Origin of the sequence: Methanospirillum sp. (genome assembly GCF_035560735.1) — an archaeon.
Taxonomy (GTDB): Archaea; Halobacteriota; Methanomicrobia; order Methanomicrobiales; family Methanospirillaceae; genus Methanospirillum.
Window position 1 is genome coordinate 1 of record NZ_DATMYY010000212.1, and the last position, 16,265, is coordinate 16,265.

Annotated in this window: 12 protein-coding genes; 3 read left to right on the forward strand and 9 right to left on the reverse strand. The window is 46.5% G+C overall.

The features are described from left to right. Positions 1–159: 159 nt before the first annotated feature. Positions 160–723, forward strand: coding sequence for a YqhA family protein (locus VN429_RS06220; RefSeq protein WP_325631013.1), 564 nt, complete (start codon positions 160–162; stop codon positions 721–723). A 46-nt stretch (positions 724–769) separates the two neighbouring features. On the opposite strand, the gene uvsE is transcribed toward VN429_RS06220, so the two are convergent. Further along, positions 770–1,669, reverse strand: coding sequence for a UV DNA damage repair endonuclease UvsE (gene uvsE, locus VN429_RS06225; protein ID WP_325631015.1), 900 nt, complete (start codon positions 1,667–1,669; stop codon positions 770–772). A 127-nt stretch (positions 1,670–1,796) separates the two neighbouring features. Between uvsE and ftsA the strand changes: the two genes are divergently transcribed. Next, positions 1,797–3,152 carry a coenzyme F390 synthetase gene (gene ftsA, locus VN429_RS06230; RefSeq protein WP_325631017.1) on the forward strand — a complete coding sequence of 452 codons (1,356 nt, stop codon included), beginning with the start codon at positions 1,797–1,799 and terminating at the stop codon, positions 3,150–3,152. A gap of 50 nt (positions 3,153–3,202) precedes the next feature. On the opposite strand, the gene VN429_RS06235 is transcribed toward ftsA, so the two are convergent. The 3 genes from VN429_RS06235 to VN429_RS06245 all read right to left on the reverse strand — a co-directional run bounded on the left by VN429_RS06235 (position 3,203) and on the right by VN429_RS06245 (position 7,721). After that, positions 3,203–4,894, reverse strand: coding sequence for a cache domain-containing protein (locus VN429_RS06235; RefSeq protein WP_325631019.1), 1,692 nt, complete (start codon positions 4,892–4,894; stop codon positions 3,203–3,205). A gap of 87 nt (positions 4,895–4,981) precedes the next feature. After that, a complete protein-coding gene (locus VN429_RS06240; protein ID WP_325631022.1) occupies positions 4,982–5,509 on the reverse strand; it encodes a chemotaxis protein CheW in 528 nt (175 codons plus the stop codon). Between the two features lie 13 nt (positions 5,510–5,522). Continuing rightward, a complete protein-coding gene (locus tag VN429_RS06245; protein ID WP_325631024.1) occupies positions 5,523–7,721 on the reverse strand; it encodes a methyl-accepting chemotaxis protein in 2,199 nt (732 codons plus the stop codon). 197 nt (positions 7,722–7,918) lie between these two features. Between VN429_RS06245 and VN429_RS06250 the strand changes: the two genes are divergently transcribed. Further along, positions 7,919–11,164, forward strand: a complete 3,246-nt coding sequence (locus VN429_RS06250; RefSeq protein ID WP_325631026.1) for a tetratricopeptide repeat protein — start codon at positions 7,919–7,921, stop codon at positions 11,162–11,164. 44 nt (positions 11,165–11,208) lie between these two features. Here the strand turns inward: VN429_RS06250 and VN429_RS06255 are convergent, their stop codons facing one another. The 5 genes from VN429_RS06255 to VN429_RS06275 form a co-directional block, all read right to left on the reverse strand. After that, on the reverse strand, positions 11,209–11,619 hold the full coding sequence (locus VN429_RS06255; RefSeq protein WP_325631028.1) for a response regulator transcription factor: 411 nt from the start codon (positions 11,617–11,619) through the stop codon (positions 11,209–11,211). Between the two features lie 92 nt (positions 11,620–11,711). Then, the gene (ilvN, locus tag VN429_RS06260; RefSeq protein WP_109966899.1) at positions 11,712–12,215 is read right to left on the reverse strand and encodes an acetolactate synthase small subunit; all 504 of its coding nucleotides are present in this window, start codon (positions 12,213–12,215) and stop codon (positions 11,712–11,714) included. Further along, positions 12,216–13,907, reverse strand: a complete 1,692-nt coding sequence (gene ilvB, locus VN429_RS06265) for a biosynthetic-type acetolactate synthase large subunit (RefSeq protein WP_325631033.1) — start codon at positions 13,905–13,907, stop codon at positions 12,216–12,218. Beyond that, complete coding sequence (locus VN429_RS06270) at positions 13,879–15,393, reverse strand: 2-isopropylmalate synthase (protein ID WP_325631036.1); 1,515 nt, start codon at positions 15,391–15,393, stop codon at positions 13,879–13,881. The genes ilvB and VN429_RS06270 overlap by 29 nt, the downstream gene beginning before the upstream one ends. A gap of 159 nt (positions 15,394–15,552) precedes the next feature. Next, positions 15,553–16,265: TIGR00266 family protein (locus VN429_RS06275; protein WP_325631038.1), on the reverse strand; the 713-nt coding region annotated here is incomplete at its 5' end.

Here is a 16,265-nt window from a genome sequence, read left to right on the forward strand (position 1 = left end):
ATTCCATTTTTTACAACTCTACATCTTACCGCCGGGCTTTGGGGCAGATCAAATTTTACTTTGTCTGACCATGTGCCGGTTGGCATTGTTTACTGCAAAAAAATGAGACCGATATCACAAACCTTAACTCCCATCTCTCCAAGAATTTTCAGGACAATCATGATTAAAAAGATAAATCAGCATATCGAGGAGGGTTTTGAAGCCAGGGTTCTAAACCCTATCGAGTACTGGCTATGGAAATTCAGGTATATTGCTCTTCTTGCTGTTTTTTTCTGTGCTTTTGCTTCCATTGCACTTTTTGTTATGGGAACAATGGAGATTCTCTCTCCGGTAAAAGAGATTATCATCACGACTCCGGGCATTCTCACAAATCATGAGCAGATAAGTAATGAGAATATTTTAAAGGATTTTATTGGGGCACTTGATCTCTATCTGATAGCGGTCTTCTTCCTGATTTTTAGTTTTGGCCTGTATGAATTAATCATTTCAAAGATTGATATCGCTCATGACACAACTGATGATGTGGATCATCCACTCCTGCAGATCTCCTCGCTTGATGAACTCAAGAGTAAGATCATCAAAGTAATCATCATCATCCTCATTGTCGCATTCTTCAAGAACGTTATCTCAATGAAGATGGTTGCGGTATCAGATGCGTTCATGCTTTCCCTGGCAATTCTTGCACTTTGCATTGGCTCGTACTTCCTGACAAAAGCGCATTGATACAGGGACCTCTATTTTTCTTGTCTAGATAAAAACTGACGGTTTACTATGAGGATCCGATAAACCGCGGATCTGACTCCGCTATCGTTATCGCTTCAAGAGCACTCTTTTCTTTGTCCTTAATCTCAAGCATGATATCGATATCATGTGGGATTGAAATCGCAAGGAATCTTCTGAAATCATCTGAATCGATATGTTCTGCATGACTCCCCAACCGTTTTTCCTGGTGTTGTGAACTGTAATCCACCATTGGTATTCCATCGTTCTTCTTCCAGGTTTTACCTGTTAATTTCAACATCTCATCTGCTCTTTCACCGGTGTTATGGCAGGTGTGATGAAAGACATCAAAGAGGATCGGAATGGTGGTCTCTTCATGTATCTCCAGGCAGTCTGAAGCAGTAAACCGTTGATCATCGTTCTCAATAACAAGGCGGCTTTGCAATGCTGGATCAAGCCTCTCATATACACCGATGAATCTTGAGATTGCTGCCTTTGCATCTCCATATACACCGCCGACATGGAGTTGGATCTTGGCAGTGCCATCCAGATTCATGCTATCAAGCAGAGCAGTATGGTACATCAGTTCGTCAATGCTACGGGAAACCACCTTTTCATCAGGAGAATTTAGAACAATAAACTGGTCCGGATGCATTGATATCCTAATTTCGGCCCTGCTGCTAAACTCTCCAATCTCTTCGAGCCTATCCCGAAAATGTTCTCTCCAGGGACATATGCAGATTGGATGTGATGCAAATGGGATAATATCTGATGTGATTCTAAAAAACCGGATCCTATGCTCCAGATTCCATGCAAGGATTCTTTCAAGACACATGAGGTTATCTGATACTGATGAGATCATTCGCTCTTCAGAGTATGATTTAAGCCTGAATGTTCTTCCTGAAGTACAACCGATTCCCCTGTTGATACAGGGATATCCAATCTTCATATGGTATGTTCTACAGGATCTCGCCTTTCCAGGTTATGAACAAGAGCCTGAGTGCTCATGATAAATACGGGAAATACCATACACACAGCAACGGGATATGGAAACGAGAGAGGAGTGAACTGATTTTATGGGAAAAAATGGCTATTACCGCGAGTCTGTGGAGACGATGGATCGGGTGAGTCTTGATGAACTGATCGAAGAGAGGCTACATCATACAGTTATGTATGCTAACGACCACTCTCCATTCTATCGGAAATGGTTCAAAACTCATCATATCGATCCGGATTCCATCAGGTGCCATGAGGATCTCCTCTCACTTCCTATTATTTCTGGAGCAGACATAAGGACCCATCAACCCCCTAATCAGACCGAATTTGGATTTAAAAGTGTATCCTGGGATAGTGTCTTTACAGTTCATGAAACAAGCGGTACTAGTGGAGTGCCGAAAAGTTACTTTCTTACTTGGCATGACTGGCAACGGTTTGCGGAAAAATATGCCCGGGCATTTGTATCCCAGGGAATCGGTCACGGAGACAGGATCATTATCTGTGCATCATATGGGATGAACGTGGGTGCCAATACCATGACACTTGCAGCACGTGACATTGGTTTTACCATCATTCCGACTGGAAAATGCACATTCCCGCTCAGGGTTATCACAAATTATCATCCGACGGGAATTGTCGGTAGTATTTTCAAATTTTTACGGCTTGCAGACAAGATGAAGGCCGAAGGCATCAGACCTGAAGAATCAGGTATTCAGAGGCTGATCATCGGCGGCGAGGCATATGCTGAGGAGTCAAAGGCATATCTCCGGGATCTGTGGGGGTGCGATGTATACAACACCTACGGCAGCACTGAAGGCACGATGTGCGGTGAATGCTCTGCCCGGCAGGGTCTGCATGTTCCTGAAGACCTGGTTCACATGGATATATACGATGACAGGATGAAGAATTTCGTCAAAGACGGTGAATGTGGACGAATTGTTCTGACAACCCTTATTCCTGAAGGTGAGTCCTGCGGAACGATCCTGTTGAACTATGACACTGAAGATACCTCGGTTGTAACATCCCGGGATACGTGTGCCTGTGGTAGAACTCATATGAGGATATACAGCCCGCAGCGTGAAGCTGAAACCTTCTGGATCCAGGGAGCACCGCTGAACCGGGTTGATATTGAACGTGGAGTCTTTCAAAGAGAGAATATGGAGTATCTCACCGGAGAGTATGAAGCGTTTATTTATTTTGATGAAGAGCATGATACGACCCTGCTTAAGGTGAATGTGGAGAGTAAACATCACGAAAAACCTGAACATGATCTGATATCTGATAATTTTATCAAATCATTTTTCGCTGGAAAACCCGGGCTGACCAATCCGTATAAGGAAGGCCTGCTATCAGTATCATTCAACGTCACCCCTCCGGGTGGGCTTGAGTTATCTGCACTTTCCGGACGTCCAAAGCGGCTTGTAGACCGGAGATAAAAAAGTTTGGGAACCTAGGCCCTGGATTGTATAAATCCCGTGCCAGGTAATTACCCGTCCAGGTTCTGTCCTGTGTAAATCCCAGAACCAACTAACCAGTCATCTCCGGCAGGAGTGACATAGCAGAGTTTTAACTCGTTCTTTTTAGTGTCAGGGTTTCCATACACCACGTACACATATCCTCCTCCCCTCTTTGCGGCATCTATTTCCATTCTGATGATCTGACATCCAAACTGATCGGTATAATCTGAGCGGTTTGTTCCAATCAATTCTGGCTGGTGCGGAAGAGCAAGAGTTGTCCCATCATAACCATATGCAAAGATATAATCTCCTCCGTCAGCGTATGTGCCGTTTATGTCGTTAAAATCAGCAATTGCTTTCTCTTTTCCTACTTCATCTGCATGCATTACAGCTTTTTTTACCCTTGTGTTGAGTTCGCTGAGGTTTTGTGGTGATATTGAAGCCTGAATATGGGGAATATAGATCCCTGAGCTGATAAACCAGTTCTTATCAATAGGTTTTACCTGGAACAGTTTCAGCATCGGGGTGTAATTTTCCGCAGGATTTGGGTAAACAAAGTAGAGATAACCGCCACCATCGCTGGCTCGATCAATCATAGCGGGTAGGATAGAAAATCCATTTACATCGGTGAGGTTCATCCGGTTCTTCCCGATAAAACCTTGTTGAAAAGGAAGAGCAAGGGCTGTACCGTTCATGTCGTATGCAAAGATGTATCGATCTCCTGATACAAATGGACCTGACAGGTTATTGAAGACAGAAAGAGCTCCCACCTCTCCATGATTTTTGGCAAATTCTGTTGCATTTTCCATATATTCAGTAAGGGAGATGATTGAACTATTCAGGTCCTGGGTTTTCTCTGGGTTGATATCGTTCTCAAGATCTTTGACAGAATCAGAATCACCAATATCGCTGATTACAACGATCCTCCACTGTTGCCCATCAAATTCAAGGGTATTCCAGATCGCTTCCCGTGGGACTTTTTTATTCCAGTTCTGGTTCCAGAACTGATATGATGCTGTGCCTGATTTCTGCGATGTGATATTTATTGCAGCCTGGTGAAGAGTTGGTTCAGCGTACAGAGGATCAGATATTGCATCACGTCCGATCTCTTCCTCGTTGGTTTCGTATACAATGAGTCCGTCTGGCTGAAGGATCATAATATCATACCTGCTCTGGTCTATCACAGGAACGATGTACTGCCTGAGGAATTCTTCTGGTCTGAATGTAAGATCAGTATACCCCAGGTAATTCTTCTCTGATGAGAAGATTGGATAACTGAGTGATACTCCGTAAAATCCCTCTGTGAGAAGGAATATGTCACTAAGTACCGGCTTCTTCTTTTCATTTGCAGTTATAACTGCAGTATCATTTAGAGACATACCAACAAGAGTCTGGTACTCAGCCGGTGCTGCAGCCGTGACCAGTCCAGAAGGTAAAATCACGAGTGAGGAGTGGGCAAAAGGTATTACAGCCACTTTATCGTTCAGAACTGTTGAAACGTACTCGCCTTCAAGTGTGCCGTTTGAGAGTGCCTTAACGCTCTTCTCATTTGCACGCTCAACATCTTCAAGGCCGATGGTTATCTCATCAGAAATTTTCCCGATAAGGTTTTTCATATCCTGATGCCTTGAATCATTAACTGCATTATTCTGCTCTGCTCCTGCCGAAATCAGCAGAAGAAAGACGATCAGCAGGCGCAGGAGGATCTTAGTCCCTCTCATACAAGTCACTGGGATGACATCGCTTTATAATCCATCGGATCCATCCCGAAAAAGAAACTAAAATCGTTCTCAAAAAAAAGGGGAAAATCAGGGGCTTATTCCGCCTGCCTGTTTGATCAAGCCACAGATGTCGATCCAGATCACCAGTTCCTTCTTACTCTCCCCCCTCTCTCCAACTTCTTTCTTGATGACACCAAGGATATATGACTCGTCACCTGCCCCGTGTGAGTTCTGATCGATATCAGCAACAGAGACTGTGAGCACTGAAGTGACCTCATCAACGACAACCCCTGTCTTGCCGTCTGTTACCGATTCATCGAGTACTATAAACCTGAGGTCTTCGCTATTACTGTCCCCACCTTTTTTAATTCTGAGCAGGTGGCGGAGATCAACGATGGTTGTGATCTCACCACGCAGATCTATGATCCCCCTGATATACGATGATGCGTGAGGAAGGGGAGTTATTTTGCTCGCTTCTACGATTTCCCTGACATCAAAGAGGTTTACTGCGAACTTATCTTCACCAATAAGAAATTCAACAACCTGTACTTCATCGTTACCGGCAGCTGTCCCTAAACTGCCTGAACCGTTTTGCTGACTTGCTGCAATTGCCATTTCTCCTCACTCATTAGACCTGAAACCGTGCTAGTTCTCTGGCTACCTGTTCGATATTGGATGACACTTCAGATATTACTTTTTCGATCTGTGCGATGGACGACGATGCCTCCTCTGTTGCTGCTGCAGAGTCTACTGCCTGCCTGGTAGTCTCCTGAAGCAGGGAGGCAAGTTCATTAATGCTAGCAGTAATCTCCTCAACCGACGCAGCCTGCTCTTCAGATGTTGCTGCAACCCCGGTTACATTTGTTGAAATGTCAGCAACCGATTCAGCGATGACTTTGAAAGCATTTAAGGTCTCTGCAAGAGCTACATCTCCTTCCTTGACGATGGCTCCTGCCTCTGACACTGCCTCTGCAGCCTTTACAGACTTATCCTGCAGGGATCTTATCATATCCGCAATGTTCTCAGCAGATTTCCGTGAGTCCTGTGCCAGTGATTTGACCTCTGCTGCAACCACAGCAAATCCGCGACCAGCTTCACCGGCACGTGCCGCTTCGATAGCTGCATTGAGGGCCAGGAGATTTGTCTGGTTAGCAATATCTGTGATAACGTTCACGATTTTGCCGATCTGATCCATCTGTGCCTTAATATCCTGAAAGATAAGCTCAACCTGACCTGAGTTTTTAGATATCCCGACCATCACCTCTTCAGCCTTTTTTGCGAGTTCTACTCCAAGCTGGCTCTTCTCGTCAGCATCGGTTGCAAGTCTGGCAACCGATTCACTCCGAACAGCAATATCTGATACCGTCCGGTTCAGATCCTCCATGGCATTCAGGATCTGTTTGACCCCATCTTCTCCCTGTTCTGCGTTGTGGCCGACGATGTTCGAACTCTCGGCCAGGAGATTTGTCCCGTTGGTAACTTCCTTTGCACTTGCTGTGAGTTCCTCTGTGGCTGCAGAAATCTCCCCGACCTTCTTGCCAAAAACCTGGAACGGTGTTACAACGGTATCAAGTACCTGGTTTATGCCCCTTGCTATCTCGAAATAGTCACCAGTATACTGATCCTGATGAGTTCTTGAGGTTAGATCTCCCTTTTCTGCTGCAAGGGCAACCTGGATAATCTCATCAATTGCATGCTTCTGATTGGTAACATCATTGTACACGGTCAGCACGTTGTATACCGTTCCCTCCTCATCGATGAGCGGAATATTATGCCTCTCAACACTCTTCTCGCCGGAGGGGAATTTGATTGTAGCCTCTCCTTGGCTTGGTTCTTTTGTTCTGAAGGTATCTGAAACACTGTCCCCTGACTGTTTCACATATTGGAAATCTTTGATTGTAATAGTCCCAATATCGCGTTTATCAAAACCCATAAGTTTGAAAGCAGCCGGGTTCATCTCCACCACTTTCAGATCCTGACTCCACAGGATGAAGGGGAATGGATTGTCATCTATAATAGTGTCTGAACGACGCTGCAGGATCAGGTTCTCGCGTGTATGTTTGCGTTCTTCGGTTACGTCAATGTAAACACCAAAGGCCGATGTAACATTCCCTCTCTGGTCGATGAGTGGAATTGTGTTTCCAACAAGTTCTTTCCTACCGCTTGGAAAGTCAACGACCAGCTCTGCCTTTCCTCTCTTCTTCTCCTGAATTGCAGCTTTCGATCCAAGTCCGGATAAACTGATGACATTTATATCTGATATCTTCATCCTGAGTAACTGCTCTTTTGTAAAGCCGGAGAGCTCGGTAAAAGCAACATTTGCATGCTCTATCTCAAATGCTGAGTTGAACTGGAGGATAGGAAGCGGGTTCTGATCAACAATGGAATCTGCCTGCTGCTGTATATTTCTGATCTCGGTTATATCGTTATACACTGCGAGTATCTTATCGATGTTACCTGAATTATCCAGAATTGGTATAGTATGCCGTATCCAGGTGACAATTCCTGAAGGAAACTGGAAGGTCGCCTCTCCTATTTTCGCCTTCCTGTCTTTTACGGTCTCTGCAAGTCCTTCCCCTTTCATATCCAGAAAGATAAAATCGTGAAGTGTTGAAGACAGGGTTTTCTCTCTGCTCCATCCTGTAGCTTTGATAAATGCATCATTAACGCCGATGATTTTTAGTTCCTTGTTCCAGATGAGAATGGGATTTGGATTTTGAGTGAAGATAAATTCTGACTCTTTCTGATGAGATTTAAGTTCCTCTATCTCTTGTCTCATCCTCTCCATCTCACCTCTCTGTCCTGTATCATCGCTCGATTCGTTCATTTCATACCCCCTATATTTGTTAGCTACTATCCTCACCTGATAGATGTAATACCTTACGGTTATGCTCCAGCCTTAAAGGTTTCCATCTCTTCCACCCGTAATGCTTTTCTTATCTGCTGATTTATTAACAACAGTAGTAATCCACAAGGCTATACAACTTGAAGAGTTGTTGCGATCACGTATCCCGGGGTTCCCTCATGACAAACTATTCGGATCCACAGAACCAGACTCAAAAATGGCTCGTTATGGGGGCATCTTTTCTCAAGAAGGAGCAACTTGACAAGGCATTTTATGCATTCAAAGAAGGACTCCGCAGTGATCCTGAAAATGCAGAACTCTGGTATCAGATAGGTATTGTTCTTTCAAAACAGGAGCGACATCGTGATGCCATCAAGATGTATCGCAACGCTCTCAAATATTCTCCAGGAGATAATAATGCCCATCTCCAGCTTGGTATTGCGTTTCATGAAGTTGGGATGTACAAGGAGGCGATTGCAGTTTTTTCCCGGCTGATTGAAAATCAGCCTTCAATGTGTCAGGCATGGATGTACCGGGGTTCATGTCTTGTTGCAAAGGAACAGTATAAAGAAGCACTTGTCGATCTTGAGGAAGCGACAGACTGCGGGCTCAGTCAGGTTGAGATCTGGGTACTCAAAGGGTACAGTTATGAACAACTTGGTGATCATCAGGCGGCAATAGATGCGTACCAGATTGGGTGCGAGATCTCTCCTGATGATTCAATGCCCTACTTCGGGCTTGCCAGTGCCCTGAGCCACATTGGTGAGAGTGAGCAGGCAGTAGAAGCGCTTTTTGAGGCAGTCAAGCAGGATCCTGAGTTTGCTGATGCCTGGAATCTGCTAGGTGATCTTCATGCCGATATGGGAGATCTGGAGATGGCAACCACTGCGTATCAGCAGGTGCTCAAACTGCAGCCCTGGAATTTTGAGGTGCGGTACACTCACGCCCTACTCAAAGCTGAATTGTCAGGGGATACCGATGGTGTAACAAATATCCTTAACCAGATTATTCATGAGGGGCAGGAGACACCCGGGTACTATAACTCACATGGCCTGGCTCTTTTGCATCTAAAAAAATATGAAGCAGCGATCCAGGCATTTGATCATGCCATCATGCTTGACCAGACAAATCCGTCATATTGGCATAATCATGGGGCTGCTCACTACAAGATGCGGCATTACAACGATGCAATAAAATCATTTCAGCATGCACTCAAACTCAATCCCGGTAATGTGAACTCATGGATTGGGCTTGGAATGGTTGCATCCCGCCTGTATGACTACTCACGTGCGATCGGTGCCTTTACCCAGGCCACAAAGAGAAACTCAAAAAAGCCGAATGTCTGGGTCCTCCTTGGTGATGCACAGTATGATCGCGGTGACTGCCGTGAAGCAGTCACCTCATATGAGAAAGCCCTGGACCTGGATCCTGATAACTCTGCTGCCTGGAATCAACGCGGATTAGCACTCCGCTCTCTTGGCAGCCATGACGATGCACTCAAATCCTTTGAGCATGCCACTGTTCAGAAGACCGACAGTCCTGACACCTGGGTAAATCATGCAGTAACCTGCTTTGAACTGGGGGAGTTCTCTGGAACTATTACCTCGTTTGAAAAGGCCTGTAAGATTGGGCCCATACCTGTTGACAGCTGGAAAGTGTATCTCAATGCTCTTGCATACCAGAATGAACATCAAAAACTGATTCGGGTTGCAGAACGGTTTCTCGAACGGTTCGGAGGAGACGATGAGGTCTTCTTCCTATTTGGTGTCTCCCTGTACAAGTTAGGGCTCTATGAGGGAGCAATTGGGAAACTTAATCAGGCCATCTCCAGAGAGAAGAATAATATTGAGGCTTTGTACTGGTATGGTCTCACACTTCTGGCGCTGAAGCGTTATTCTGAAGCTATCAGTGTATTTGAACAGGTTGAGGATAGCCAGCCGGACGATTATCAGGCATGGTATTCTCATGCTAAAGCCCTGGTTGCGATGGAGCAGTTCCAGAAGGCTGAGTTTATCCTAAAACATTCAATTCAGATCTCAAGCTCAGAGACTGATTCATGGATGCTTCTTGCTAGTATACAGATCTCACTTAATCAGTTGCCTGACGCGATCCAGTCACTGAATCATGTACTTGAACTGGATCCCAAAGAACAGGATGCTCTTGTAAAGAAAGCCGATCTCCAGGTAAAGATTGGCTCATTCAAAGGAGCCTGCCAGACCTATGAGAAGATTGCTGATCCGGAGGCAGGTACGTATGAAGTGCTGTATGGGTACGCGAATGCACTTCTCCAGATTGGTCAGGTAAAAGAGGCGTATGGAAAAGTTCAGCGACTGCTTGAGAAGTATGGGAAGAATGCTGATCTTTGGCTTCTCAAGGCAGAGATTGAGAAGTCTCTGAATCTTTTTGAAGATGCATCTCTCTCTCTGATTGAAGCCTCCCGTTATGCTCCTGATGACAACACGATTCCCGGTACCCTGGGAGTGGCTCTCTTTGAGGCAGGGAAGTACAAAGAGGCTCTCAAGTACCTGGAAAAAGCCCTGTCCCGGGATAGTAAAAACGGTGAACTCTGGAAAAGGAAAGCAGCAGCCCTTGAAATCCTGCGTAATTATAGCCTGGCTGCTGAGGCATACCAGCAGGCTGCACTCTATCTCCCTGATGATCCTACAGTAATCAAAAAACAGGGAGTAACACTATATGCGGCAGGAAAATGTGAGAAGGCAATTGCCAGTTTCAATAAATACCTGGATTTGGCTCCGGATGATGCAGAGATCTGGGCAATGAAAGGAAAGGCGCTCTACCGTCTTGGGGAGTATGAGCGCTCTGCTGAATCCTTCGGTCATATCGGTGAAAAGAATCGTGATCCCTCCATCCTCCTCAGATATGCACGCAGTCTGTGTGCAGCAGGAAAATTTGAAGAGTCACTCAGACCCCTTGAGATCGTACTTGATCAGCGTCCAGATGATCCGGAAGCATGGCGTCTGAAGGCTGATGCAGAGATTGCATGTGGAAGACAGGATGAGGCAGCACGAGCGGTTACTGAAGCACTTAAACAGTTTCCTGAAGATCCCACCCTGCTTCTTTCCCATGCAAAAACGCTGTATGAGAATGGGGGGTATGATGATGCTCTACAGGCTATTGAGAAGATCATTGAGATTGCACCTGATCTTCCTGAACCATGGGCGTTACATGCCGAGCTCTTCTGGCTTACAGGGCAGCACGAAGCAGCTGTCACTGCTTATGAAAGGGTGCTGGCAGAAGATGATGATAATGCCAGGGCCTGGTTTTTGAAAGGTGATGCCCTTCAGAATCTTGGACGTTTTGAAGAGGCTGCAGTTGCGCATGAACGGGCCTTTTCACTCGGGGGAGATAATACAGTTGGTCTGATGATATCGCGAAAGATGCGATACCTGCAACAGAAAAAGTAAAACAAATAGATGAGAGACTTTGTATCAGTCTGAATTAGATAATATTACCCGGCCAGACTTTTCCCTGCTGCGATATGCCCTTTCAGATTTTTTAGAACAGTATCGCGATCATACGGTTTTACGATATACCCAGTTGCACCGACTCTTAGTGCGAGGGCTACCACCTGCTCAAGCCCTGCTGCTGAACACATGATGACCGGAATATCGGGAAACTCTTTTTTTAATTCACGAAGAACCTCTATCCCATTCATATCAGGCATTACCAAGTCCATTGTGATGAGGTCTGGCTTATGCTCACGACAGAGTTTGATCCCCTCCGGGCCCATGCCTGCGGCAACAATATCATATCCTTCGCTCTTCAGGATCTCTGCCATGTTGTTCTGGTCTTCCGGATTATCATCGATAATTAAAATGGTAGGCATTTCTTCTCTTCCACCCAGCTGAGCATCAGCCATACCCTGGTATATACCAAGTATGTCTATCTTGAATATCAATCTACGGAAAAAAGATGAAAGAAATTTGGTGAAGTAAAAATGGGAATCCCCAATTACCTGCCAGAACAGGCGGTACCGGCTCCTCTCTGGAGTGCAATTTTTCCGGTCCTAACCATCTCAATGATTCCATATGGACTCATGAGATCTTCGATTGCCGCAATCTTACTTGAATCTCCGGTAACCTCAATCATCAATGAATCAGTCCCGACATCAATGATCTTTGCCCTGAATATACCTGCAACCTGCATGATCGCAGATCTGACTTCTCCGGGTTCTGCCTTGACCTTGATGAGTGCTAGTTCTCGCTCCACATGCTCCAGGTCAGTGATATCCAGAACCTTGATGACCTCGATCAGTTTATTAAGTTGCTTTTTTACCTGTTCGATCTGGACATCATTACCTGAAACGACGATGGTAATCCTGCTAGTATCTGGCTGTTCACAGGTTCCAACCGCAAGGCTTTCGATATTGAACCCCCGGCGTGAGAAGAGTCCGGTCACCCTGGAGAGGACTCCCGGACTGTCTTCTACCAGGACACTGAAGATATGACGGTTCATCTACTCCTCCTCATGCTCGGTATGTTGCCCGACGATCATCTCACTGATTGCTGCTCCTGCTGGAACCATCGGGAAAACATTCTCTTCACGCTCAACCCTGATATCAAGTAGATACGGACCTTTATGATCAAGGGCTCGTTTGAGTGCAGAATCAACATCAGATATTGATCTCACGGTTTCTGCCCCGATTCCATATGCCTTTGCAATATGTTCAAACTGCACCTCAGGAAGCTCGGTATACGAGTACCGCCGCTCGTAAAAGAGCTCCTGCCACTGTCTGACCATCCCAAGGAACTGGTTGTTCAGAATTACTATCTTGACCGGGATCTGGTACTGCGCTATGGTTCCGAGTTCCTGGATGTTCATCTGGAAACTTCCATCTCCGGCTATGACAAATACGGGCTCTTCAGGAACGGCTACCTGGGCTCCCATGGCTGCAGGGAATCCGAATCCCATAGTCCCGAGTCCTCCAGAAGTAATCCACTGCCTTGGATGAGAGAATGGGTAATATTGGGCTGTCCACATCTGGTTCTGCCCGACTTCGCTTACAATAACTCCCTTCTCACCCAAAATTTCTGCGAGTCTTCTGATCACGTATTGGGGGCGAAGTTTTCCATCTTCTTTGAATCTGAGCGGATGATTCTTTTTCCATCCCTGAACCTTCTCTGACCATTCAGGATGAGTGCAGGCAGCAGGGATCCTTTTCAGGAGATCAGTGAGGATACTCTTTGCATCTCCGACGATCGGGATATCTGCTGGTTTGTTCTTCCCGATCTCTGCAGGATCGATATCCATGTGAATGATCTTTGCATTGGGTGCAAAGGTCGCCAGGTTCCCTGTTACCCGGTCGTCAAACCTGACTCCAATAGAAAAGAGCAGATCTGATTCAGTAATTGCATAGTTAGCATACTCAGTGCCGTGCATCCCGAGCATACCAAGGTTGAGTGGATGATCAGCAGGTATACATCCGAGGCCCATCAGGGTGGTTGTAATCGGCATACATGTTCGCTCGGCAAACTCAACAAGTTCTTTTGATGCTTCTGAGGAGATGACTCCGCCTCCAGCATATATTATCGGCCGCTCTGCTGCCTCGATGAGTTCAACTGCTTTTTGAATCTGCTTGCCGTGGCCCTGATAGGTTGGTTTGTATCCCCTGAGCTTAATCTGTTGTTCAGGTCCGTCCTCATCAGGAATTTTAGTTGTGCTGACATCTTTAGGGATGTCTATGAGAACGGGCCCCTTTCTGCCTGTATTAGCAATATAGAATGCCTCTCTGATAATCCGTTTCAGATCCCTGACATCCTGTACAAGGAAGTTGTGTTTTGTCACCGGCATGGTGATGCCGGTTATGTCAGACTCCTGAAACGCATCATTTCCAAGGAGTCCGGTTGGGACCTGACCGGTAAGAGCAACAACCGGGATGGAATCCATGTATGCAGTAGCAAGACCTGTTACGAGGTTACAGGCGCCAGGTCCGGATGTGGCGAGACAGACTCCCACTTTTCCGGTTGCACGGGCGTATCCGTCGGCTGCGTGAATGGCTGCCTGCTCATGTCTTACCAGGATGTGCCTGATATCTGCGTCATAGAGTTCATCGTATATCGGGAGAACCACTCCGCCCGGATACCCGAAGATGACACCTACTCCCTGCTCTTTCAGCCCTTCAATCAGTATCTGTGCGCCGCTTTTCATCTAATTCCCTCAAAAGGCGGTTCATTCCCGTCACCACAGCTTCAACACTTGCCTGGATGATATCGGTTCTTGCGCCGCGTGAAGTGATGGTTCTTCCATCTTTTCTCAGTTTTACGGTTACATCAACCATTGCATCGGTGCCACCTGTAATAGCCTCGACATGGTATTCGTCAAGCCTGACATCGCCGGCACTGGCAACTGACTGCTGTAGAACCCTGAGAGCTGCATCCACCGGCCCGTCACCGGTTGCTGCTCCTGTCACTTCTTCTCCGTTGATTTCCATGGTGACCGAAGCAGTCGGAAGGATATTTGATCCACTTACAACTGTGAACTGTTTGACACTGATAATCGGCTTACACTCAAGCAACATGACTGCGTCAGCGATAGCCATCACATCAGTATCACTCACCCGTCGACCCTCATCACCAAGTGCCTTGACCCGCTTTACGATCTCCTCGAGCTGCCGGGGATTCGGACTATACCCGAGCTCAGTCAGTGCTGCCTTGACCGAGGCAGAGCCAGAGTGTTTACCAAGGACGATCCTCCGCTGGCGTCCGACTGATTCCGGAGATATGGGTTCATACGTGCGTGAATCCCGAAAGAGTCCGTGGGCATGGATCCCACTCTCATGGGTAAATGCCATTGTCCCGACTATTGGTTTGTTTGTCGCAAACGGCACACCAGTCAGGCGGGAAACAAGGGTTGAAAGTGGATAGATCTTTTTCGTGTCAATCCCTGTCTTGTATCCGTATAATGTCTCAAGAGACATTATAACTTCTTCAAACGGGGTGTTTCCTGCCCGCTCGCCAAGGCCGTTCACGGTCACATGTGAACAACTTGCCCCTGCTTTGAAGGCTGCAAGAGTTGTTGCAAGAGCCAGCCCGAGATCGTTATGACAATGGATGCTGAGCGGAGCCATACAAAGGGACGGAATAATTTCTGCTGCTCTTTCTGGAGTGAGAACTCCTACAGTATCGCAGAAACAGAGCCTATCTGCTCCGCTTTCAATCCCGTCGCGAAAGAGCGTTGCAAGAAATTCCTGATCTGCCCGTGAGGCGTCTTCTCCTGAAAGTTCTACGATCAGTCCGCGTTCCTTAGCATATGCGACCGCACTCATTGCCATTGTATGGACCTCTTCACGGGTCTTCTGCATCTTCTTTGATATATGAAGATCAGAGACCGGGATCACCAGATGGACTGAGTCAGCACCTGCATCAACTGCACAATCGATGTCCTGGTTTAGTGCCCTGACATAGGTGCAGCACTCTGCCGCAAGGCCGGCTTCTGCGATAAGCCGTATTGCCTCTCTTTCACCTTCTGATGCAACAGCTGATCCTGCTTCAATAACATCTACTCCGATGTCAGAAAGAGCAGCAGCAATCTCAAGTTTTTGTGCAGGGGTTAACGATACTCCGGGTGTCTGTTCACCGTCTCGGAGCGTTGTGTCGAAAAAGCGAAACCGTCTATTGCCCAATAAAACACTCACTCATAGGATATTGCTCCCATGAGTAGGTGGGGTCCGATCTACTAAAAAGGTTGTGCCAAAAAAGATGACCTTATTTATATTGTGGTTCGATAACAAGATCTATTTGGTGCCCTATTGCTGTTGATCAGTGGGGGGGCGCACCATGGATGGGGTGGCCTTTTACCGGGCTGTTGTCTGGACCCTGGGTTCGATCAGTTTCCATATCCAGTCTGCAAGTTCTCTGATGTTTTTTGTCTGGATATAGACCTCTCCCGGGCCGGTAATCTCAGTCACCAGAAATTCTCCTGACAGGAATGTCTCTTTCCATCCACCAAACTTTGTCACCTGGTACGAACAGGTATCACTGAATGCCACCAGATGGAAATTATCAACAACAAGGCGCTCACCCGGGGCCAGAACGTGCTTGTCTATTGCTCCGAATGTGTTGATGAAGAGCAGACCCTGGCCTGAAACTTTTATCATGAAGAGTCCCTGGCCAAAGATTCCTTTTGAAAAACCCTGCCACTCAACATCCAGGTTGACTCCCTGTTCTGATGCGATGTACGCGGTCTTCTGAATGATAAAGCCACGGTTTGTCCCGATCTCCATGACTTCTACATCTCCGAGGGGAGCAGCTGAAAATCCTGCCTCCCCTGGAGCCGATGTTGCAGTGAACTCATTGACAAAGAAGGACTGGCCACCAAGAAAGGTCATTCCAATAGTTGAAAGGAGGCCTTGCTTTCTCTTCCTGGTATGAACCTCAATGGATGGCTGCATGTAGGTCATCGCCCCTGCTTCAGCGACTATAGTTTCTCCTGGCTGGAGCTTTACAACAAGGTATCCGTAACTTGGGCGATATTTGATCTCATAATTCATAATATTCAGTGGTAGTG

What these genes read in the sequence shown, in the direction of transcription:
- VN429_RS06220 (WP_325631013.1), top strand. Translation starts at nt 160, where the DNA reads ATGATTAAAAAGATAAATCAGCATATCGAGGAGGGTTTTGAAGCCAGG.
- uvsE (WP_325631015.1), bottom strand. Translation starts at nt 1,669, where the DNA reads ATGAAGATTGGATATCCCTGTATCAACAGGGGAATCGGTTGTACTTCA.
- ftsA (WP_325631017.1), top strand. Translation starts at nt 1,797, where the DNA reads ATGGGAAAAAATGGCTATTACCGCGAGTCTGTGGAGACGATGGATCGG.
- VN429_RS06235 (WP_325631019.1), bottom strand. Translation starts at nt 4,894, where the DNA reads ATGAGAGGGACTAAGATCCTCCTGCGCCTGCTGATCGTCTTTCTTCTG.
- VN429_RS06240 (WP_325631022.1), bottom strand. Translation starts at nt 5,509, where the DNA reads ATGGCAATTGCAGCAAGTCAGCAAAACGGTTCAGGCAGTTTAGGGACA.
- VN429_RS06245 (WP_325631024.1), bottom strand. Translation starts at nt 7,721, where the DNA reads ATGAACGAATCGAGCGATGATACAGGACAGAGAGGTGAGATGGAGAGG.
- VN429_RS06250 (WP_325631026.1), top strand. Translation starts at nt 7,919, where the DNA reads ATGACAAACTATTCGGATCCACAGAACCAGACTCAAAAATGGCTCGTT.
- VN429_RS06255 (WP_325631028.1), bottom strand. Translation starts at nt 11,619, where the DNA reads ATGGCTGATGCTCAGCTGGGTGGAAGAGAAGAAATGCCTACCATTTTA.
- ilvN (WP_109966899.1), bottom strand. Translation starts at nt 12,215, where the DNA reads ATGAACCGTCATATCTTCAGTGTCCTGGTAGAAGACAGTCCGGGAGTC.
- ilvB (WP_325631033.1), bottom strand. Translation starts at nt 13,907, where the DNA reads ATGAAAAGCGGCGCACAGATACTGATTGAAGGGCTGAAAGAGCAGGGA.